Source organism: Cypionkella psychrotolerans, from assembly GCF_001294535.1.
Lineage (GTDB): Bacteria > Pseudomonadota > Alphaproteobacteria > Rhodobacterales > Rhodobacteraceae > Cypionkella > Cypionkella psychrotolerans.
Genome location: NZ_LGIC01000031.1, coordinates 1 through 18102 on the forward strand (window position 1 = coordinate 1; position 18102 = coordinate 18102).

17 protein-coding genes and 1 pseudogene are annotated in these 18102 nt (G+C 61.9%); 6 read left to right on the forward strand and 12 right to left on the reverse strand.

Features of this window, described 5'->3' with window-relative positions; translation table 11 throughout:
* The 4 genes and pseudogenes from AKV04_RS05150 to AKV04_RS05165 form a co-directional block, all read right to left on the reverse strand.
* Positions 1 to 380 (reverse strand): annotated as a pseudogene (locus tag AKV04_RS05150) (molybdopterin biosynthesis protein); the annotation flags it as partial.
* Positions 380 to 874 carry a dUTP diphosphatase gene (dut, locus tag AKV04_RS05155; RefSeq protein ID WP_054005579.1) on the reverse strand — a complete coding sequence of 165 codons (495 nt, stop codon included), beginning with the start codon at positions 872 to 874 and terminating at the stop codon, positions 380 to 382. The gene dut and the pseudogene AKV04_RS05150, both read right to left, overlap by 1 nt.
* Before the next feature lie 104 nt (positions 875 to 978).
* Positions 979 to 2175 carry a bifunctional phosphopantothenoylcysteine decarboxylase/phosphopantothenate--cysteine ligase CoaBC gene (gene coaBC / locus AKV04_RS05160; protein ID WP_054005390.1) on the reverse strand — a complete coding sequence of 399 codons (1197 nt, stop codon included), beginning with the start codon at positions 2173 to 2175 and terminating at the stop codon, positions 979 to 981.
* A gap of 75 nt (positions 2176 to 2250) precedes the next feature.
* Positions 2251 to 3126 (reverse strand): RNA polymerase factor sigma-32, encoded by an 876-nt coding sequence (locus AKV04_RS05165; protein ID WP_054005391.1) that lies wholly within the window; start codon positions 3124 to 3126, stop codon positions 2251 to 2253.
* 199 nt (positions 3127 to 3325) lie between these two features.
* Here AKV04_RS05165 and AKV04_RS05170 point away from each other — a divergent pair, with 199 nt between their 5' ends.
* Positions 3326 to 4195, forward strand: coding sequence for a glutathione S-transferase (locus AKV04_RS05170; RefSeq protein WP_054005392.1), 870 nt, complete (start codon positions 3326 to 3328; stop codon positions 4193 to 4195).
* Positions 4196 to 4264: 69 nt separating this feature from the next.
* A complete protein-coding gene (locus AKV04_RS05175) occupies positions 4265 to 5779 on the forward strand; it encodes a YifB family Mg chelatase-like AAA ATPase (RefSeq protein WP_054005393.1) in 1515 nt (504 codons plus the stop codon).
* 40 nt (positions 5780 to 5819) lie between these two features.
* Here AKV04_RS05175 and gshB read toward each other — a convergent pair whose 3' ends face one another.
* The 3 genes from gshB to rsmI are packed head-to-tail and all read right to left on the reverse strand — an operon-like array spanning position 5820 to position 8042.
* Positions 5820 to 6764: a glutathione synthase gene (gene gshB, locus AKV04_RS05180; RefSeq protein ID WP_054005394.1), complete on the reverse strand. Its 945-nt coding sequence runs from the start codon at positions 6762 to 6764 to the stop codon at positions 5820 to 5822.
* Positions 6765 to 6819: 55 nt separating this feature from the next.
* Positions 6820 to 7173, reverse strand: coding sequence for a YraN family protein (locus tag AKV04_RS05185; RefSeq protein WP_054005395.1), 354 nt, complete (start codon positions 7171 to 7173; stop codon positions 6820 to 6822).
* On the reverse strand, positions 7170 to 8042 hold the full coding sequence (gene rsmI / locus AKV04_RS05190) for a 16S rRNA (cytidine(1402)-2'-O)-methyltransferase (RefSeq protein WP_054005396.1): 873 nt from the start codon (positions 8040 to 8042) through the stop codon (positions 7170 to 7172). The genes AKV04_RS05185 and rsmI overlap by 4 nt, the downstream gene beginning before the upstream one ends.
* An 82-nt stretch (positions 8043 to 8124) precedes the next feature.
* On the opposite strand from rsmI, the gene AKV04_RS05195 reads away from it, so the two are divergent.
* Positions 8125 to 9300: a penicillin-binding protein activator gene (locus AKV04_RS05195; protein WP_054005397.1), complete on the forward strand. Its 1176-nt coding sequence runs from the start codon at positions 8125 to 8127 to the stop codon at positions 9298 to 9300.
* 20 nt (positions 9301 to 9320) lie between these two features.
* Positions 9321 to 12104 carry a [protein-PII] uridylyltransferase gene (locus tag AKV04_RS05200; protein WP_054005398.1) on the forward strand — a complete coding sequence of 928 codons (2784 nt, stop codon included), beginning with the start codon at positions 9321 to 9323 and terminating at the stop codon, positions 12102 to 12104.
* A gap of 107 nt (positions 12105 to 12211) precedes the next feature.
* On the opposite strand, the gene AKV04_RS05205 is transcribed toward AKV04_RS05200, so the two are convergent.
* From AKV04_RS05205 to AKV04_RS05220, 4 genes are all read right to left on the reverse strand, one after another.
* On the reverse strand, positions 12212 to 12688 hold the full coding sequence (locus AKV04_RS05205; protein ID WP_054005580.1) for a YciE/YciF ferroxidase family protein: 477 nt from the start codon (positions 12686 to 12688) through the stop codon (positions 12212 to 12214).
* A 149-nt stretch (positions 12689 to 12837) separates the two neighbouring features.
* Complete coding sequence (locus tag AKV04_RS05210; protein WP_054005399.1) at positions 12838 to 13329, reverse strand: YidB family protein; 492 nt, start codon at positions 13327 to 13329, stop codon at positions 12838 to 12840.
* Positions 13330 to 13367: 38 nt separating this feature from the next.
* A complete protein-coding gene (locus AKV04_RS05215; protein ID WP_054005581.1) occupies positions 13368 to 13619 on the reverse strand; it encodes a GlsB/YeaQ/YmgE family stress response membrane protein in 252 nt (83 codons plus the stop codon).
* 279 nt (positions 13620 to 13898) lie between these two features.
* Positions 13899 to 14393, reverse strand: coding sequence for a Dps family protein (locus AKV04_RS05220; protein WP_054005400.1), 495 nt, complete (start codon positions 14391 to 14393; stop codon positions 13899 to 13901).
* A 303-nt stretch (positions 14394 to 14696) separates the two neighbouring features.
* Between AKV04_RS05220 and murJ the strand changes: the two genes are divergently transcribed.
* The gene (gene murJ, locus AKV04_RS05225; RefSeq protein WP_054005401.1) at positions 14697 to 16235 is read left to right on the forward strand and encodes a murein biosynthesis integral membrane protein MurJ; all 1539 of its coding nucleotides are present in this window, start codon (positions 14697 to 14699) and stop codon (positions 16233 to 16235) included.
* Here murJ and AKV04_RS05230 read toward each other — a convergent pair.
* Complete coding sequence (locus tag AKV04_RS05230; RefSeq protein WP_328287140.1) at positions 16232 to 17050, reverse strand: rhomboid family intramembrane serine protease; 819 nt, start codon at positions 17048 to 17050, stop codon at positions 16232 to 16234. The two genes, murJ and AKV04_RS05230, sit on opposite strands and share 4 nt — an antisense overlap.
* On the opposite strand from AKV04_RS05230, the gene trpS reads away from it, so the two are divergent.
* A complete protein-coding gene (gene trpS, locus AKV04_RS05235; protein WP_054005402.1) occupies positions 17049 to 18092 on the forward strand; it encodes a tryptophan--tRNA ligase in 1044 nt (347 codons plus the stop codon). The two genes, AKV04_RS05230 and trpS, sit on opposite strands and share 2 nt — an antisense overlap.
* The last annotated feature ends 10 nt before the right edge of the window (positions 18093 to 18102 follow it).

Below are 18102 nucleotides of genomic sequence, written 5' to 3' on the forward strand. Positions count from 1 at the left end.
ACCAAAACCTTCGCATCCTTCAGCTTACGCTGCCCCGGCCCGCCAATCTCGCGCAGCAGAATATGCCGGGCATAGCGCTCCACCTCACCACTGGAAAACGCTGTGGGCCTGATCACCAGAGCCGCCAATTCCACCCTACTTTTCAATCTCTTAAGCAGAGCCCGATAACCCAGCACCGCACCAAACCCCAAGGCCACCGCCAGCCAAACCCGCGCATCGCCTCCGGTCATCTCGCGCAATGGATGCCCCGCAGGCAGCAGCAAATTCACCAAAACCGCCGCCAGCCACAAAGCCGCAATCGCCCCCCAACGCACCCGCTTTGGTGTGCCCAAAACCCAGCCCAAAACCCACAGTGCAAAGGCGAGCGCGACAACCAGCATCAGTCTTTTCCACTCGAACGCGGGGCAGCCTGGCCAAAGCCCGTGGAGCCAAACCCGCCCGCACCCCGCGCGGTTTCATCCAAACTTTCAACCACCTGAAATCCCGCCTGCACAACAGGTGCCACCACACATTGCGCAATCCGGTCGCCGTGCCGCACCACATAGGGCTCCGCGCCCAAATTGACCAAAGCCACCCCCAACGGCCCACGGTAATCGCTATCAATCGTCCCCGGAGTGTTTGGCAAAGTGATGCCAAATTTCACCGCCAACCCCGACCGAGGCCGGATCTGCATCTCATATCCCACTGCAACCGCCACCCGAATCCCGGTCGGCACGATCACCCGCTCCATCGGCGCAATAACAATACCGCCCGCCCGATCCGCCTCGGGTAAATTGGCGCAAACATCCGCTCCCGCCGCCCCAGCCGTCTGATAACTGGGCAAAGCCACCGTTCGATCCGCCCATTCCTCCCTCATCACTTGCACCAGCGTCATGGTCATCCTCTGTGTAAAAATATCCCCGCCGGAGGCATCCGACCCATCCACCAAAATCACCGCTTCAGACCTTATCCCACGGAACTTTCCGCAAAATTCTGGCTTCACTCCAGCAAAACTGCCGCGATCCGCTCCGCCAAAGCCCGCGCAACCGCATCTTTACCCATACGCGGCCAAACCTCGGCCCCCGCATCGGTAATCAACGTCACCGCATTTTCAGACCCGCCCATGATCCCGGTGGCAGCTGAGACATCATTGGCCACGATCCAATCGCAGCCCTTGCGCAACCGTTTCGCCGCCGCATATTCTTCCACGCGATCCGTCTCAGCCGCAAACCCCACCACCAACTTTGGCCGCTGCATCCCCTTGGAAACACGCGCCAAAATGTCCGGGTTCTCGGCAAACTCCAGGCTCGGTGCCTTCCCCGAGCCATCCTTCTTCATCTTCGATCCACTCGCATTGGCCACCCGCCAATCCGCCACTGCCGCCGCCATCACCGCCGCGTCAGCAGGCAAAGCCGCCTCAACCGCTGCCAGCATGTCTGCCGCCGTCTCCACCCGCACCACAGCCACCCCCGCAGGAGCAGGCACCACAGCAGGGCCAGTCACAAACGTCACCCGCGCGCCCAAATTCCGCAGCGCCACCGCAATCGCCGTGCCCTGCGCGCCCGACGACCGATTGGCAATATAGCGCACCGGATCAATAGGTTCATGCGTCGGCCCCGAGGTCACCAGCACATGCTTGCCGCGCAACGGCCCCTCAGAAAGCGCGCCAGAAATCGCCGCCATAATCTCTTCAGGTTCCGCCATCCGCCCCGGCCCGAACTCGCCACAGGCCATCTCGCCGTCGTTCGGCCCGACAAACACCACGCCATCCGCCCGTGCCTGCGTCAGATTGCGCTGCGTCGCCGGATGCTGCCACATCCGCACATTCATCGCAGGCGCCACCAGCACGCGGGTATCGGTCGCCAACAGCAGGGTCGAGGCCAGATCATCCGCCCGCCCCTGCACCATTTTCGCCAGCAGATCCGCCGTCGCAGGGGCCACTACGATCAGATCCGCCACGCGCGAAAGTTGAATATGCCCCATCTCGGCCTCATCGGTCAGATCGAACAAAGCGGAATACACCTTCTCTCCCGCCAAGGCACTGACCGACAAGGGTGTGACAAACTCCGCCCCGGCGCGCGTCAGAACCGGAGTCACCGCCGCCCCCGCCCGCTTCAAAAGCCGGATCAAAGCCAAAGACTTATACGCCGCAATACCGCCGCCAATGATCAGCAAAATCCGCTTGTTCGCCAGCATCGCCCACTCCCTTGGCCCCCCATAGATGTAGGCGGCAGCGGGACCAAACTCAACGCCCTAAAGCGGCGTGGGTTTTCAAAGCAAAGCCAGCACTTCCGGCGACTGCGCTTCCAGCGCCCGGCGCAGCTTCACATAGGCCGCCGCCTCTAACTGCCGGATGCGTTCTTTCGACAGGCCCAGTTCCACCCCCAAAGACTCCAACGTCCTCGGCTCATCACGCAACCGCCGCTCCGCCACGATATGACGCTCGCGCGCACTCAACCCCCGCAGCGCCGCCACCAACCAGCCGCGCAATCGCTCGGTATCATGCGAAAACTCCACCCGCTCCGCCGCCTGCGGGCCGTCATCTTCCAGCGCGTCAATCCACTCGCGTCCGTCCTCATCCGCCGCCTGCGTCGCGTTCAGCGATGCGTCAGAGCCCGCCAGTCGCCCCTCCATCATCTCAACTTCCGCCACCCGCACGCCGATTTCCTGCGCGACTTTCTCGCGCAACTGATGCTGATCCAGCACCAACCCTTCCGCCGCAGCCTCACGCTCCAGTTTGGCCTGCACCCGCTTCATGTTGAAAAACAACGACTTCTGCGCCGAGGTGCTGCCCGTCCGCACCATCGACCAATTCCGCATCACATAATCCTGAATGCTGGCCTTGATCCACCACACCGCATAGGTCGAAAACCGCACACCGCGATCCGGGTCAAACTTTTCCGCCGCCTTCATCAACCCCAGCGACGCCTCCTGAATCAGATCATTCATCGGCGCGCCATAGCGGCGAAATTTCGAGGCCATCGAAATCGCCAGCCGCATATAGGCGGTGATCAACCGATGCAGCGCCGCCTCATCGCGCTGATCGCGCCACGCATAGGCCAGCCGCAATTCAGTCTCAGCGTCAAGCAACTCCGCCGCCCGCGCCTGCCGCGAAAAAACCTGCTGATAGGGCGCGTCAAGTGCCATCTGATCCCCCAATGCCCCGCGCATTTGCGGCTGACAGAAGGCATACGCAGCCCGAGCCCATTTGGATCCCTCGCAGCTTCCTACAAAGGTGAATTATCTTCACCCATCACTTCCCGTGATGAACCTGCGCACAAATCACCGCTTTCCATCGCGCCCGTGCATCGCCTAGCCTGCGCCCAACCCAAACCCGGAGCCTCTAATGACCTATGATCTCGTAATCGGCGACCGCGCCTATTCCAGTTGGAGCCTGCGCGGCTGGCTGCTGTTCGATGCCTTCAACATCCCCGTCAAACTGCACACCGCCCGCCTCTATACCGACGAGCTTCCCAATCTTCTCAAAGACTTCTACCCCGCCAAAACCGCCCCCACCATGCGCACGCCCGACGGTGTGGTGGTGCCAGAAACCATCGCCATAGCCGAAGAACTCGCCTCCCGCCACCCGCAGGCTGGCCTCTGGCCCAGCGATCCCAAACACCGCGCCATCGCCCGCGTGCTCGCCGCCGAAATGCACGCGGGCTTTGCCGCCCTGCGCGAGCATTGCCCGATGAACCTGCGTGTCAGCTATACCGATTGCGCGCCCACGCCTGGGGTTCTGGCCGATCTCAAACGCCTCGAAACCATCTGGGCTTGGGCGCAAAACGAAACCGGATCAAGCACTTGGCTCTGCGGAGCCTACTCCGCCGCCGATGCCTTCTTCGCGCCCGTCGCCGCCCGCGTCGCCAGCTATAACCTCCCCCTCTCCCCGGCAGCTGCAGCCTATGTCCACGCCCATCTCGCGCGTCCGTCCTTCCGCCGCTGGCGGGCGATGGGGATGATCGACGGCGCGGATCAGGATTTCTACCGCCGCCCCTACCCGCGCCGCCCGTGGCCCGGCCCGGTTCCTCTCGCCGCGCGCCCGGTCGAAGGCAGCGCATCTGAAAACACCGCCTGCCCCTATTCCGGCAAGCCCATCACACATGTGCTTGAAATCGCTACCCGCCGCATCGGCTTCTGCAACGCCTTCTGCCGCGATAAAACCGTGGCCGATCCCGAAGCATGGCCGAAGTTTATGGCGATTTATCAGCCCTGAAGCCTGATCTTTACCATTCGTAAACCATTGCCCCCTAGCCGTTAACGAAGATGAACGGGGAGGGGCGCAATGGTCGCACGAGCCTACACAGTCGCCTTTGAAGGCGTGGAGGCCCGCATCGTCGAGGTGCAATGCGCCATCGCCCCCGGCATGCCGTATTTTGGCGTCGTCGGCCTGCCCGACAAAGCGGTGTCCGAAGCGAAAGAGCGCGTCCGCGCCGCGATGGCCGCGATGTCGATCGCTTTGCCGTCCAAGCGCATCATGGTGAACCTCTCGCCCGCCGACCTGCCGAAAGAAGGTTCGCATTTTGATCTGCCGATTGCTCTGGCGCTGCTCGCCGCATTGGAAATCATCCCGAAAGATGCGGTTGAGGCCACCGTCGCCCTCGGCGAACTCTCCTTCGATGGCCGCCTGATTGCCGTGCTCGGCGCACTCCCTGCCGCGATGGCCGCCGCCGAACAAGACTGCGTGCTGCTCTGCCCGAAAGCCTGCGGTGCCGAAGCCGCTTGGGTCGGCGCCACCCAAGTCCTCGCCGCCGCCACCCTCAACGACGTGGTGCGCCACTACACCGGGCAAATCCCGATCACCCCGGCAGAGGCAGGCGAGGTTGCACCGCAAGCCACCGGCCGCGATTTCCGCGATGTGAAGGGGCAAGAACGCGCGAAACGGGCGTTGGAAATCGCCGCCTCCGGCCGTCACCACGCGCTGATGGTCGGCACGCCGGGGTCAGGGAAATCCATGCTCGCCGCCCGCCTGCCCGGCATATTGCCACCACTCTCCGCCCAAGAAGCCCTTGAAACCTCCATGATTCACTCCCTCGCGGGCCTGCTATCCGAAGGCGGCATCTCCCGCGCCCGCCCGTTCCGAGAGCCGCACCACACCGCCTCAATGGCCGCCATCGTGGGCGGTGGCAAAGGGGCCAAACCCGGCGAGATTTCCCTCGCCCATAACGGCGTTTTGTTCATGGACGAATTTCCCGAATTCCCCCGCGCCGTCTTAGAGACCCTACGCCAGCCGATTGAAACCGGCGAAATCATGGTCGCCCGCGCCAACGCCCATATCCGCTATCCCTGCCGTTTCCTGCTGATCGCCGCTGCCAACCCGTGCAAATGCGGTTATATGTCCGACCCCGCCCGCGCCTGCGCGAAAGTCCCGATCTGCGGCGAAGACTACCTTGGCCGGATATCGGGCCCGCTGATGGACCGCTTCGATCTGCGCGTCGAAGTCCCCCCGGTGGCCTATACCGACCTCGACCTGCCCTCCTCCGGCGACAGCTCGGCAACGGTCGCCGCCCGCGTACAAGCCGCCCGCGCTTTGCAAACCAAACGCTTCCAAGGCCATGAGAACACCCGCGTCAACGCCGATATGGAGGGCAGCCTGCTGGAACAAGTGGCCGCCCCCGATCCCGAAGGCCGCGCTTTGCTCGCCAAAGTCGCCGAACGCTTCGGCCTATCGGCGCGCGGCTACCACCGCGTGCTGCGCGTCGCCCGCACCATCGCCGACCTAGACCCCTCCCCCGGCGTCCGCCTGCCGCATATCGCCGAAGCCGTCAGCTACCGTCTGGCTGTGGGCGTGAAAAACTAGCCATCCACTCCTCAAGCCTTCCGGCCTGATGAGCGCCCACCTACAACCCGCGTTTGGCCTCAATCACCTGCCAAATCCGCTCGGCGGTGTTGGTGCCATCAAACCGCTCCAACTCTTGTATCCCCGTAGGCGAGGTCACGTTGATCTCGGTCAGATAATCGCCAATCACGTCGATGCCGACAAAAATCTGGCCATGCTCGCGCAAGGTGGGCCCAATCGCCGCACAAATCTCCAAATCGCGGGCCGTCAGCCCGATCTTCTCCGGCCGCCCCCCCGCATGCATGTTTGACCGGGTTTCCCCCGCCTGCGGCACCCGGTTGATCGCACCCACAGGCTCGCCATCGACCAGAATCACCCGCTTGTCGCCCTTTGAGACATCCGGCAGGAACTTCTGCACAATCAACGGCTCGCGGTTCATCCCGGTGAACATCTCATAAAGCGAGGCCAAATTGCGATCATTCGGGTCCAGCCGGAACACCCCCGCGCCGCCATTGCCATAGAGCGGCTTCAGAATAATATCGCCATGCTGCGCCTTAAATTCCCGAATCGTCTGCAGATCCCGCGCAATCGCAGTGGGCGGCGTCAGCTCAGGAAACTGCAGAACCAGCAATTTCTCAGGATAATTCCGCACCCAGAACGGGTCATTCACCACCAAAGTCTTCGGATGAATCATATCCAGCAGATGCGTCGTGGTGATGTAACCCATGTCAAACGGCGGATCCTGCCGCAGCCAAACCACGTCAAACTCGCTCAGATCGACCTCGGTCTCCGGCCCATAGCTGACATGATTGCCAAGCTCACGCCGCAAGGTGATCGGAAACCCGCGTGCCATCACCCGACCCTCAACAAAGGCCAACTTGTCAGGCGTATAGAAAAACAACGAATGTCCGCGCGCTTGCGCTTCAAGTGCGATGCGGAACGTGCTGTCACCGTTGATATTGACCGACCCGATTGGGTCCATCTGTAGCGCGACTTTGAGGGGCATTAGACTCTCCGGAAACCATTGCTCCTTTGATGCCGCAAGCCCGCACCGGATGCAATCAGGCGGCGTAAGCGTTTTCCAACACTTCGATCCGCCCCACCGCATCGACCAATGCCACGTCAAACCGCACATCGGTCAACTGCCCCGCAGGTTCCCCCGCCAGAAATTCTGAAGCCGCGCCATAAATCCGCGCCATCTGCTGCGCCGTCAGATGTTCCGCTGCCAGCGCATGGGTTTTGCTTTGCTTGACCTCAATGAAGATCACCTCAGCGCCATCGCGTGCAATCAGATCAATCTCCCCCGCCGAGCCACGCCAGCGCCGCGCACACACGACACGACCCGAACGGTCATAAAGCTGCGCCACTTGTTCTTCGGCGGCAAACCCTGCGTGATAAGACCGTGCTCCGCTCATCCGCCTGCCCTTTTCAATGCCAGTTGATACACATCGCGCCGCGCCAGCCCATAAGCCTGCGCCACCGCCGCCGCCGCATCTTTCATCGTCATATGCGTCAAAGCCTGATCCAAAGCCTGTTCCACCGTTGCCGCATCTGCCGCCTGTTCCGGCGCGCGATCAATCAACACGACGATTTCGCCCTTCACAGCGCGCCCGTCAAATGCCGCCGCCAATTCGCCCAACGTCCCGCGCGAGACTTCTTCGAATCGCTTGGTCAACTCCCGGCACACCACAGATTTACGCCCTTCCCCTAACCCTTGCACCAAATCATCTAATAATGCCTTAACGCGCTTCGGCGATTCATAAAGAATCACCGTCGCCTGCACCTGTGCCAGTTCGCGTATAAACGTCTGCCGCGCCCCTTTGGCCGCTGGCGGAAAGCCTGCGAACAAAAACCGGTCCGACGGCAGCCCCGACACCGTCAGCGCGCAGAGAACCGCCGAGGCCCCCGGCGCGGACAGCACGGGGTAACCTTCTGCTATCGCGGCACGAGCCAGTTGAAAACCGGGGTCCGAAATCAGCGGCGTTCCGGCTTCCGAGGCATAGGCCACCGACTTGCCTTCCGCTATCGCGCGCAGCAGGCGCGGCAAGGCGGCATCATTGTTATGCTCGTGATAGGCCACCAACGGGCGGTCCCCAAGGCTAACCCCATGAATTTCCATCAGATGCCGCAAGGTCCTTGTATCTTCTGCCGCCAGAACATCCGCCGAGGCCAGAATATCCAGCGCGCGCAAGGTAATATCCCGCGCCGCACCAATCGGGGTTGCGATAAAATATAACCCCGCCGTCAAGCGCTGTTTTTCCGGCGCCGCTCTGCTGATCGTCACGCCGAATCCCTCCCTGACAAGTTTACTTCCCGCCCCGATGCGCTTAACCTGAACACCAGTCCGCCAAGGGTGAGGGAGTTCTATGTTGTCCGTTTTGATGCGGGCCCGCAAGTCGCTGGGCCAAATAGTTATTGCAGCCGCCGCAGTGGTCTTGGCCGCTTGCGTGCCCTCCTCTGGCCCAACCGTAGGCGGAGGCAACGCTTCGGGCAAAATTCAGGTGGCGCTTCTGGTGCCCGCAGGCTCCGGCCAAGCCAGCGATGAACTTCTCGCCCGCTCGTTGCAAAACGCCGCCCGCATGGCGATTTCTGATCTTGGCGGTGCCGCCCGCGTCGATCTGCGGGTGTACAACACCGCAGGTCAGCCCGCCCAAGCCGCTGCAATGGCGACCCAAGCCGTCGCCGATGGCGCGCAGGTCATCCTTGGCCCGGTGTTCGCGCAAGAGGCCAATGCCGCCGGCGTGGCCGTGGCAGGCTCTGGCGTCAATGTGCTGGCGTTCTCAAACAACCCCGATATTGCCGGCAACAACGTCTTCGTGCTGGGACCAACCTTCAGCAACACCGCCAGCCGTCTGGCGTCTTATGCCGTGCGCCAAGGCAAATCCCAGATCATGATCGTGCATGATCGCAACACCGCAGGCGAATTGGGCCGTGCCGCGATCGCGCAGGCCGTGACGCAAGCGGGTGGCTCGGTTGTCGCCACCGGCAATTACGAATTCTCGCAAAACGGCGTGGTGGCGGCGGCCCCCGGCATCGCGGCGGCTGCAACATCCGCAGGCGCGCAGGCGGTGTTCCTGACCGCCGATACCGCAGGTGCTTTGCCCTTGGTCAGCCAGCTTCTGACCGACAACGGCCTGTCCAGCGCCTCGGCCCAGTTCATCGGCCTGACCCGCTGGGACATTCCTGCCGCCACCCTCGGCCTGCCCGGCGTGCAAGGTGGCTGGTTTGCGCTGCCTGATCCCGCACTTTATGCGCAATACCAAGCCCGCTACCAATCCACCTTCAACGAGCCGCCGCATCCGATTTCCGGCCTTGCCTATGACGGCATTGCAGCCATCGGCGCTTTGATGAAAAAAGCAGGCCCCGGCCCGCTGTCGAAACAAGCCCTGACCCAAGGCGCGGGCTTTGTCGGCGTCAACGGCATCTTCCGGCTGCGTTCGGATGGCACCAATGAGCGCGGTCTGGCCATTGCGCAAATCCAAGGCGGACGTGCCGTGGTCATTGATCCCGCCCCGCGCAGCTTCGGCGGCTTTGGGTCCTAAGGCAGAAACGGGAGTCCGGCATGAAACGCGCCGTGGCCCCAGCGGCTGGCCCTGTGGCAGCACCCGATCTGTTGATCCCCGCCGCCGATCTGATCGACGGCGGGGCTTTGCTGGCCGCGATCCTCGCTGAGCTTCCCGCAGCGGATGCCCGCGCAGGTCGAGCCGTCGCCGTCCGCCATATGACCCTCGCGAAGAACCGCGCCAATGCGGCCCTAGAGGCTGCCTTCCTGCTGAACCCACTGAAAGCCCGCGCGCTTGTCTCGGCCCAGTCTCACCTCACCGATGTGCTGGTCACCACCGCTCTCATGATCGCTCGCGACCATCTGCACCGCGCACAATCGCCAACCACCGCCGAGCGCCTGACAGTTCTGGCGGTCGGCGGTTTTGGCCGCGCCGAGATGGCCCCGCATTCCGACGTAGACCTGTTGTTCCTCACACCATGGAAAATCACCCCTTGGGCGGAATCGGTGATCGAATCCATGCTCTACATGCTGTGGGATTTGAAACTCAAAGTCGGCCATTCCAGCCGCACCGTTCCCGATTGCATCCGCTTGGGTCGCGAAGACATCACCATCCGCACCGCGCTGCTGGAGCACCGCTTCATCGCAGGCGACGCCTCCCTCGCCGCCGAACTCAACGAACGCCTGTGGTCCGACCTGTTCCGCAATTCCGGCCCCGAATTCATCGAGGCCAAACTGGCGGAACGGGCTGAGCGGCACAAACGCCAAGGCGGCCAGCGCTATGTGCTGGAACCCAACGTCAAAGAGGCCAAGGGTGGCTTGCGCGATCTGCAAACGCTGTATTGGATCGGCAAATATCTGCTGCGTGTCTCCTCCTCGGCAGGCCTTGTCGCCGCTGGCCTGCTCAGCCGCGAGGAATACGACCAGTTTGAACGTGCCGAGAATTTTCTCTGGGCGGCGCGCTGCCATCTGCATTACATCACCCACCGCGCCGTCGATCAGCTGACCTTCGATGCACAAGTCGATGTCGCCACTCGCATGGGCTACCACGACACCACAGGCCGCCGCGCCGTGGAATTGTTCATGCAAGACTACTTCCGCCACGCCACCCATGTCGGTGAACTGACGCGGATTTTCTTGACCGAACTTGAAGCCCGTCACGCCAAGCCCGAGGCCCGCATCCTTGGCATGTTCAACCGCCGCAAGGTCAAGCCGCCCTATAAACTGGTGCAAAGCCGCATTGACGTCGCTGACCCGGCGCAGTTCCTTGCGGATCCGTTGAACATGCTGCGGGTGTTTGAAGAAGCCCTGCGCTCGCGCTATTTGTTGCACCCCAACATCATGCGGGTGATCGCAAGCCACCTCGACCTGATCGACGACACCCTGCGCGACACTCCCGAAGCCCAGCGCATCTTCCTCGATCTGATGCTGAAGCACGGCAACCCCGAACGCGCTTTGCGCCGGATGAACGAGTTGGGCGTACTCTCGGCCTTCATCCCCGAGTTTGAAAACATCGTCGCCATGATGCAATTCAACGTTTACCACCACTACACGGTCGACGAGCACATCATCCAGACCATCTCTGTTCTGGCCCAGATCGAACGCGGCGAGCTGGTCGAAGACCTGCCGCTGTCGTCCTCGATCCTGAAGGCTGGTATCAACCGCCGGGTGATCTATGTGGCCTTGCTGCTGCACGACATCGGTAAAGGCCGCCCCGAAGACCATTCCATCATCGGCGCGCAAATGGCCCGCCGCATCGCGCCCCGTCTGGGGCTGGATCAGGAAGAAACCGAAACCGTCGAATGGCTGGTGCGCTATCACCTCTTGATGTCCGACATGGCGCAAAAGCGTGACATCGGCGATCCCCGCACCGTGCGCGATTTCGCCAAAGCGGTAAAAACCCGCAAACGCCTTGATCTGCTGACGGTGCTGACGGTCTGCGACATTCGCGGCGTCGGCCCCACCACATGGAACAACTGGAAGGCCATGTTGCTGCGCCAGCTCTACAGCCTCACCGCCGAAGCGCTACAAGGTGGCTTGGAAACCATCAACCGCGACAAGCGCGAGGATGAGGCGAAAGCTGCGCTGCGTCTGCGCCTGCACGACTGGCCCGAGTCCGAGATCACGACCGAGCAAGGCCGCCACTACGCGCCCTATTGGCAGGGCCTGCAAACCGACACGCAAGAGGTGTTCGCCCGCCTGCTGCGCGGCCTTGGCGATGATGAAATCCGTATTGATCTGCACCCCGAACCCGCCCGCGACGCCACCCGCGCCTGCTTTGCCTTGGGTGATCACCCCGGCATTTTCTCCCGCCTCGCCGGAGCCTTGGCACTCGTCGGCGCAAATGTGGTGGATGCGCGCACCTACACCTCGAAAGACGGTTACGCGACGCCAGTGTTCTGGATTCAAGACGCTGATGGTCGGCCCTATGACGTCGAACGCCTGCCCCGCCTGCGCGGCATGATCGAAAAAACCCTGCGCGGCGAAGTGCTGCCGCGCGAAGCCCTCGCTGGCCGCGACAAGGTCAAAAAACGCGAACGCGAGTTCCGTTTCCCGACCCATATCACTTTTGATAACGAAGGCTCGGAGATCTACACCATCATCGAGGTCGACACCCGCGACCGCCCCGGCCTGCTCTACGATCTGACCCGCACCCTAGCCGCCAACAACATCTACATCGCCTCCGCCGTGATCGCGACCTACGGCGCACAGGTGGTCGATAGCTTCTATGTCAAAGACATGTTTGGCCTGAAACTGCACACCAAAAGCAAACAAGAAGCCCTCGACCGCAAACTCCGCCAAGCCATCACCGAAGGTGCCGAGCGGGCACAGAATTCCGCCTGAAAAAACCGCCAACTTTCATCTTGGCTCAAATATCCCACGGGGGTCTGGGGGTGTGAAACCCCCAGCCACCGCGTCAGTCTCCCGACGATCACATGACCGCAGCGCCCCTACTTCTTACCGTTCACCGACTCGACCGCCATGCTGGTCAGCTTGGCATTGGCCGCCTTCTCCATGTCCAGAATCTGCGACAAAAGATCATGCGCCTCGGTATGGCCCAAAACCTTCGCCCATTCCCGCAGCGTGCCGTAGCGCGCGATCTCGTAATGCTCCACCGCTTGGGCTGCCCCAATCAGCATCGCATCCAAGGCCGCCCCGCTGGCCTCAGCAATGATGCCTTCGGTCTCTTTGATCAGACCCTCAATCGCATCACATTTGACACCCTCGGCCTTCTCGCCAATCACCGCGAACACCTGCTTCAGCAGAACGATCTGCTGTTTGGTTTCGTCCAAGTGATGCGTCACCGCCTTTTTCAGCTCAGCATTGCCCGCTGCAGCCGCGACTTTCGGCAACGCTTTGGTCAGCGCGGTTTCGGCATAATAGATGTCTTGCAGGGTGTGATGAAACGCTTCAGCCAGAGTTTTCATGATAGTCTCCATCAGGTTGATTGAAGTGAATTGCGCAAATCCCGCGTCAATTCGGCAAAAGAAAACCGACCGCAGCAGCCAAGCTGCGTCCGGTTTTCTGTCGTCTCCCGCGCCGCAAAAGCGGTGCGCCCGTTCAACTAAGCCCGGTATCAGATGTAGCGTTGCGCATCCTCTGGCGTCGGCAACCGCCCGTCTGGCGTCATGCCATGCACCGCCTCGGGGATCACCCGCGACAACCGCTCCAGCAAGGTCTCGCGGCTCAGCCCGGTTTTCACCGCCAGTTCCGCCAGTGTATCCTCGCCCAAGGTCGCAGCCAGATCATGCCCCGCCACGGTCTTGTTCTCGCCGGAGGCTACCCAACTGTCGGCAGCCTCGGTGTGACCATTGCCACGGAATTGATCGACCAACCCGGCCAACCCGCCCGACAAAGCCCCGCCACCCGAAGATCCGGTGAAGAACGAGCCAATCTCCGACAAAACATTCGAGATCGACTGACTGTTGTGCGAATCCAAACCGGTCGCAGGCCGATCACCCGAACCACCGGCCTTGCGCAGCAGATCGCTGATCTTGTCGCGATTCTGGTATCCCGCCACCGCCAGCAAAGCCAGCAGCGCCGTCATAGATGGTGAACCTCTACCCATGGTACTTCTCCTCAGTATATTTGCAAAGCGCGCGGCCTTCAGGTCCGACGCGACGCATAGCCCCAGATCAACAGCACGATCACCGCGCCCACAACCGCCCCGATGAGGCCCGCGCCCTCATACGGCGCATACCAGCCCATCGCTTGCCCCAGATAGGTCGCGACAAAAGCGCCGATGATGCCCAGAATGGTGGTCAGGATGAAACCCGAAGGCTCATTGCTGCCCGGCGTTACAAACTTCGCCACCACACCCGCGACGAAACCAATCAGAATTGTCCAGATGATGCCCATTTGATTCCCCACGTTGCTGCGACGGCAGTGGTTACGGCTGCCAAGATGCAAACGACCAAGGCTGCAATCCGTTCCATTTCCGGCGCGAAAATGTTTCACCACCGCGCATATTGGCGGTGCCACATTGCGCGGACTTGGCCCCGGCTCACGGGAATGCCCGCCGTGAAAGGCCACGGCCATCATTCCTTCGATCTTTCACATTGGCTCAAATATCCCGCAGGGGTCTGGGGGTGCGAAACCCCCAGCCGCCAGCCCAGCAACACGCCGCCGTCAAGCCCGCTACTTCGCCGTAGCCCGCAACATCCAAGCCGCCTGCTCGTGAAACGCCGACCGCCGCGTTACCAGATCAGCCGTGACCGGATCGCTGTTTTCCTCGGCAAGCTTGAACAACGCATGGAACCCGACTGCTACCGCCGCGTGATCCTGCGCCAGATCATCCACCATTTCCAAAGTCGAGGGCAGCGCCTCCAGATCCTTGATCCCAGACACCTTCATCACCTCGGCAAACGAGAACGGGGCCAACTGGCCCAAAGCCCGGATGCGCTCGGCCAAATCATCAGCGGCGGGGAACATTTCTTTATACTGTTCATCGGTCAGATGATGGATCGAGTAGAACAACGGCCCCTCGACATTCCAATGATAGGCGTGGGTCTTGAAGATCAAACGATAGGTATCCGCCACCGCCTTGGTCAACGCCGCCGCCAACGCCTTGGTGTCCTTCACCCCGGTCTGAACCCGCTCGGCCTTCGGCACAACTTTCATTTGCTCGGTCATCTGGTGTCCTCTCCTGATCTGGCAGCGCAAGCTGCATGAGCGTCGCGAAACCAACGCCCACTCCGCCCGATGGTTCCCCGCCGCCATCCGCCGTAGGGGGCGTGATGTCACGCGCCAAACCTTCGCCCCAGCTCAGACCCTTAACAACGCCTTAACACCCCTCCCATAACCCTTTGAAATCTCACACCCCACCCCATTGCCCACACGCGGACACATCTGCGTGCCCGCCTCCAGCCAACGCAATTTCCCATTTCACCCCGCAGCCTTTCCCCTGTAAGCCTTGCCCAAATCAAAGGGCCGCCCATGAAACCGATCAGCCTCCTGCGCTCCATCCTCACCGTCGGCGGCTGGACCCTGCTGTCCCGAGGCGCCGGTTTCGCCCGCGACATGATGATGGCTGCCTATCTCGGTGCCGGCCCCATCGCCGACGCCTTCAACGTCGCCTTCAGCTTGCCCAACATGTTCCGCCGCTTCTTCGCCGAGGGTGCCTTCAACATGGCCTTCGTGCCGATGTTCGCCAAAAAGCTGGAGGGTGGCGAAGATGCCAACGGCTTCGCCCGCGACGCCTTCAACGGCCTTGCCGCGATCCTGATCATCTTCTCGATCATCGGCACCTTCGCGATGCCATGGCTGGTCTGGGCGATGGCCTCGGGTTTCGCAGGCGACGCCCGGTTCGATCTCGCCGTCCTCTACGGCCAGATCGGCTTCAACTACATCCTGTTCATCAGCCTCGTGGCATTGCTGTCCGGCGTGCTGAACGCCTACGGCCATTTCACCGAGGCGGGCTTCGTCCCCGTGCTGATGAACCTGATCTTCATCGCGATGATGTTCCTCGCCGCCAAACTCGGCTGGGACATCGGCCTGACCCTCGCTTGGGCCGTCCCGATCACCGGCGTCGCTCAACTCGCCTTCACTTGGTATTCCGCCGCCAAACTCGGCCTCAGCTTCTCCCCCCGCTGGCCGAAAATCACGCCCGAACTGAAGCGCCTCGCCATCATCGCAGGCCCAGCGATCCTGTCAGGCGGAGTCGTTCAGATCAACATGCTGGTAGGCCGCCAAGTCGCCTCCTACACCGAGGGCGCAGTCAGCTGGCTGGTCTACGCCGACCGCCTCTATCAACTCCCACTCGGCGTGGTAGCCATCGCCATCGGCACCGTCCTCTTGCCAGACCTCTCCCGCCGCCTCCGCGCAGGCGACGAAGCCGGAGGCCGCGAAAGCTTCAACCGCGGCACCGAACTTGCCCTCGCGCTGACCTTCCCCTGCGCCGTCGCTTTGATGGTGATCGCCCTGCCGCTCACCCAAGTGCTCTACCAACGCGGCGCTTTCACCGCCGACGACACCGCCGCCACCGCCCTTGTGCTGGCGATCTACGGCGCCGGTCTGCCCGCCTTCGTGCTGCACAAAGTCTACCAGCCGCTCTACTACGCCCGCGAAGACAGCCGCAGCCCGTTCCGCTTCGCCATCGTCTCGATGATCATCAACGCCGTGATCGCCATAGGCCTGACGCACTACATCGGCTTCGCCGCAGCCGCCCTCGCCACCACCCTCGCAGGCTGGATGATGGCCGCCCAACTCTGGCTCGGCACCAAACGCATGGGCGACGCCGCCCGCTTTGACACCCGCTTCCGCAGCCGCGCCCCCCGCATCATCATCGCTGCCATCGCGATGGGAGCAGCCCTCTACGGCGCACAGATCGCCCTCGGCGATATGCTCGCAAGCCACGGCTGGCGCTACGCTGGCCTAGCCCTACTGATCGCGGTCGGCATGGTCAGCTACTACGCCGCTGGCACCGCCATCGGTGCGTTCAAACTCTCCGACTTCCGCAAACTGCGCCGGCGCTAACGCCCCCTGATCCGTTCGCGCACCCGCACAAACCCACCGGGGCTGACCACAAACGACAGCAAGAACCCTGCCGCAAAGCCGGGCAAATCCGCGACCCACGACCAATCATGCCCAACCTCGCCCATGCTCGGCATCAGCATCGGCAGCAGCGTGTAAAACGCTCCGAAAATCGCCTGAAACACCATCAGCGCGCCAATCAGACTGAACGCCCGCAACTGGTTCACCCCAGTGCCCGCCAGCTTCACCCAGATCAGAAACGAGAACGCCCCAATCAGACCATAGACCCCCGGAAACGCGCCAAACAACGGTTGGTTCGGCACCGCATAGGCATAAACCAACGCCCCCACCGCGCCCGACCCCAGAAACACCACTCCCACCGCCCAGCCTTTGAACACCTCGCCGACGAACTTACCCAAAGCCATCGTCATCGCGATGCCAAACAGCGCCTGCGTCGCCGAGCCGTGGATGAACGCAAAACTCAAAAACCGCCGCAGCAACGGCATATCCACCGCCCCCGCCGCCCAATTCTGCCGCCAATACTCGGGGAACACCCCGTAGCCCTCGATTGCAGCTATCCGCCAGCCCACCGCCTGCGGACCCCCAATCACCCCGGCATCCGCCAGCGAAAACGCGATCTCCAACGCGATCATCGGCAGCGCCAGCAACCACACCACCCCTGGCAGCGGATTGATCGGCGCAATCTGGTCAGCTCTCACATCGTCCTGCATCGCATTCCCTTCCGGCACCACTGATTGACGCCCCCGCCCCGCAGCGTTAAGCCCAAAGCGCAGCTTTTTCCAGATGGAGTATCCCATGTCCGAGCCGGTCCAAACGCCTCAGACTTTCCCCACCCGCATCTTCTCGGGCATCCAGCCCTCCGGCGGATTGACCCTTGGCAATTACCTCGGAGCCCTGAAACGCTTCGTGCAAAAGCAGGATGAGGGCATCGAGACGATCTATTGCCTTGTCGATATGCACGCGATCACCACCTGGCAAGATCCGGCGAAACTGCGCCAACAAACCCGCGAAGCCGCCGCTGGCTTTATCGCGGCTGGCATTGATCCAGCGCGTTCGATCCTGTTCAACCAAAGCCAAGTCACCGCCCATGCCGAGCTTGGCTGGATCTTCAACTGCGTCGCCCGCATGGGCTGGATGAGCCGGATGACCCAGTTCAAGGACAAAGCCGGCAAGAATTCCGAGAACGTCTCGCTTGGCCTTTACGCCTACCCCGCCCTGATGGCCGCCGATATTCTGGCCTACAAGGCCACGCATGTCCCGGTGGGCGAGGACCAGAAGCAGCATATCGAACTGACCCGCGACATCGCGCTGAAGTTCAACAATGACTATAAGGTGAATTTCTTCCCGATCACCGAACCGGTGATCGAAGGCGCTGCGACCCGCGTGATGTCCCTGCGCGATGGTACGAAAAAGATGTCAAAATCAGACCCTTCCGATCAATCCCGCATCAATCTCACGGATGACGCCGACACTATCGCCAAGAAGTTCCGCAAAGCCAAAACCGATGCCGAACCCTTGCCCAGCGATCTTGAGGGCTTGTCCGGTCGCCCCGACGCCCGCAACCTGATCAACGTCTACGCGGCCTTGGCCGATATGACCCCCGAAGCCGTGATCACCGAATACGCAGGCGCACAATTCGGCACCTTCAAGCCCGCACTGGCTGATCTGGCAGTGGCGAAACTCTCACCGATCACCACCAAAATGAGCCATCTGATGCAAGACCCCGCCGAGATCGACCGCATCTTGGGCGAAGGTGCCACCCGCGCCAATGCCATAGCGCGGCCCATTGTCGATCAGGTCTACGACATCATCGGCATGATCCGGTCGCGTCAAATCTGATGGCGCAAGC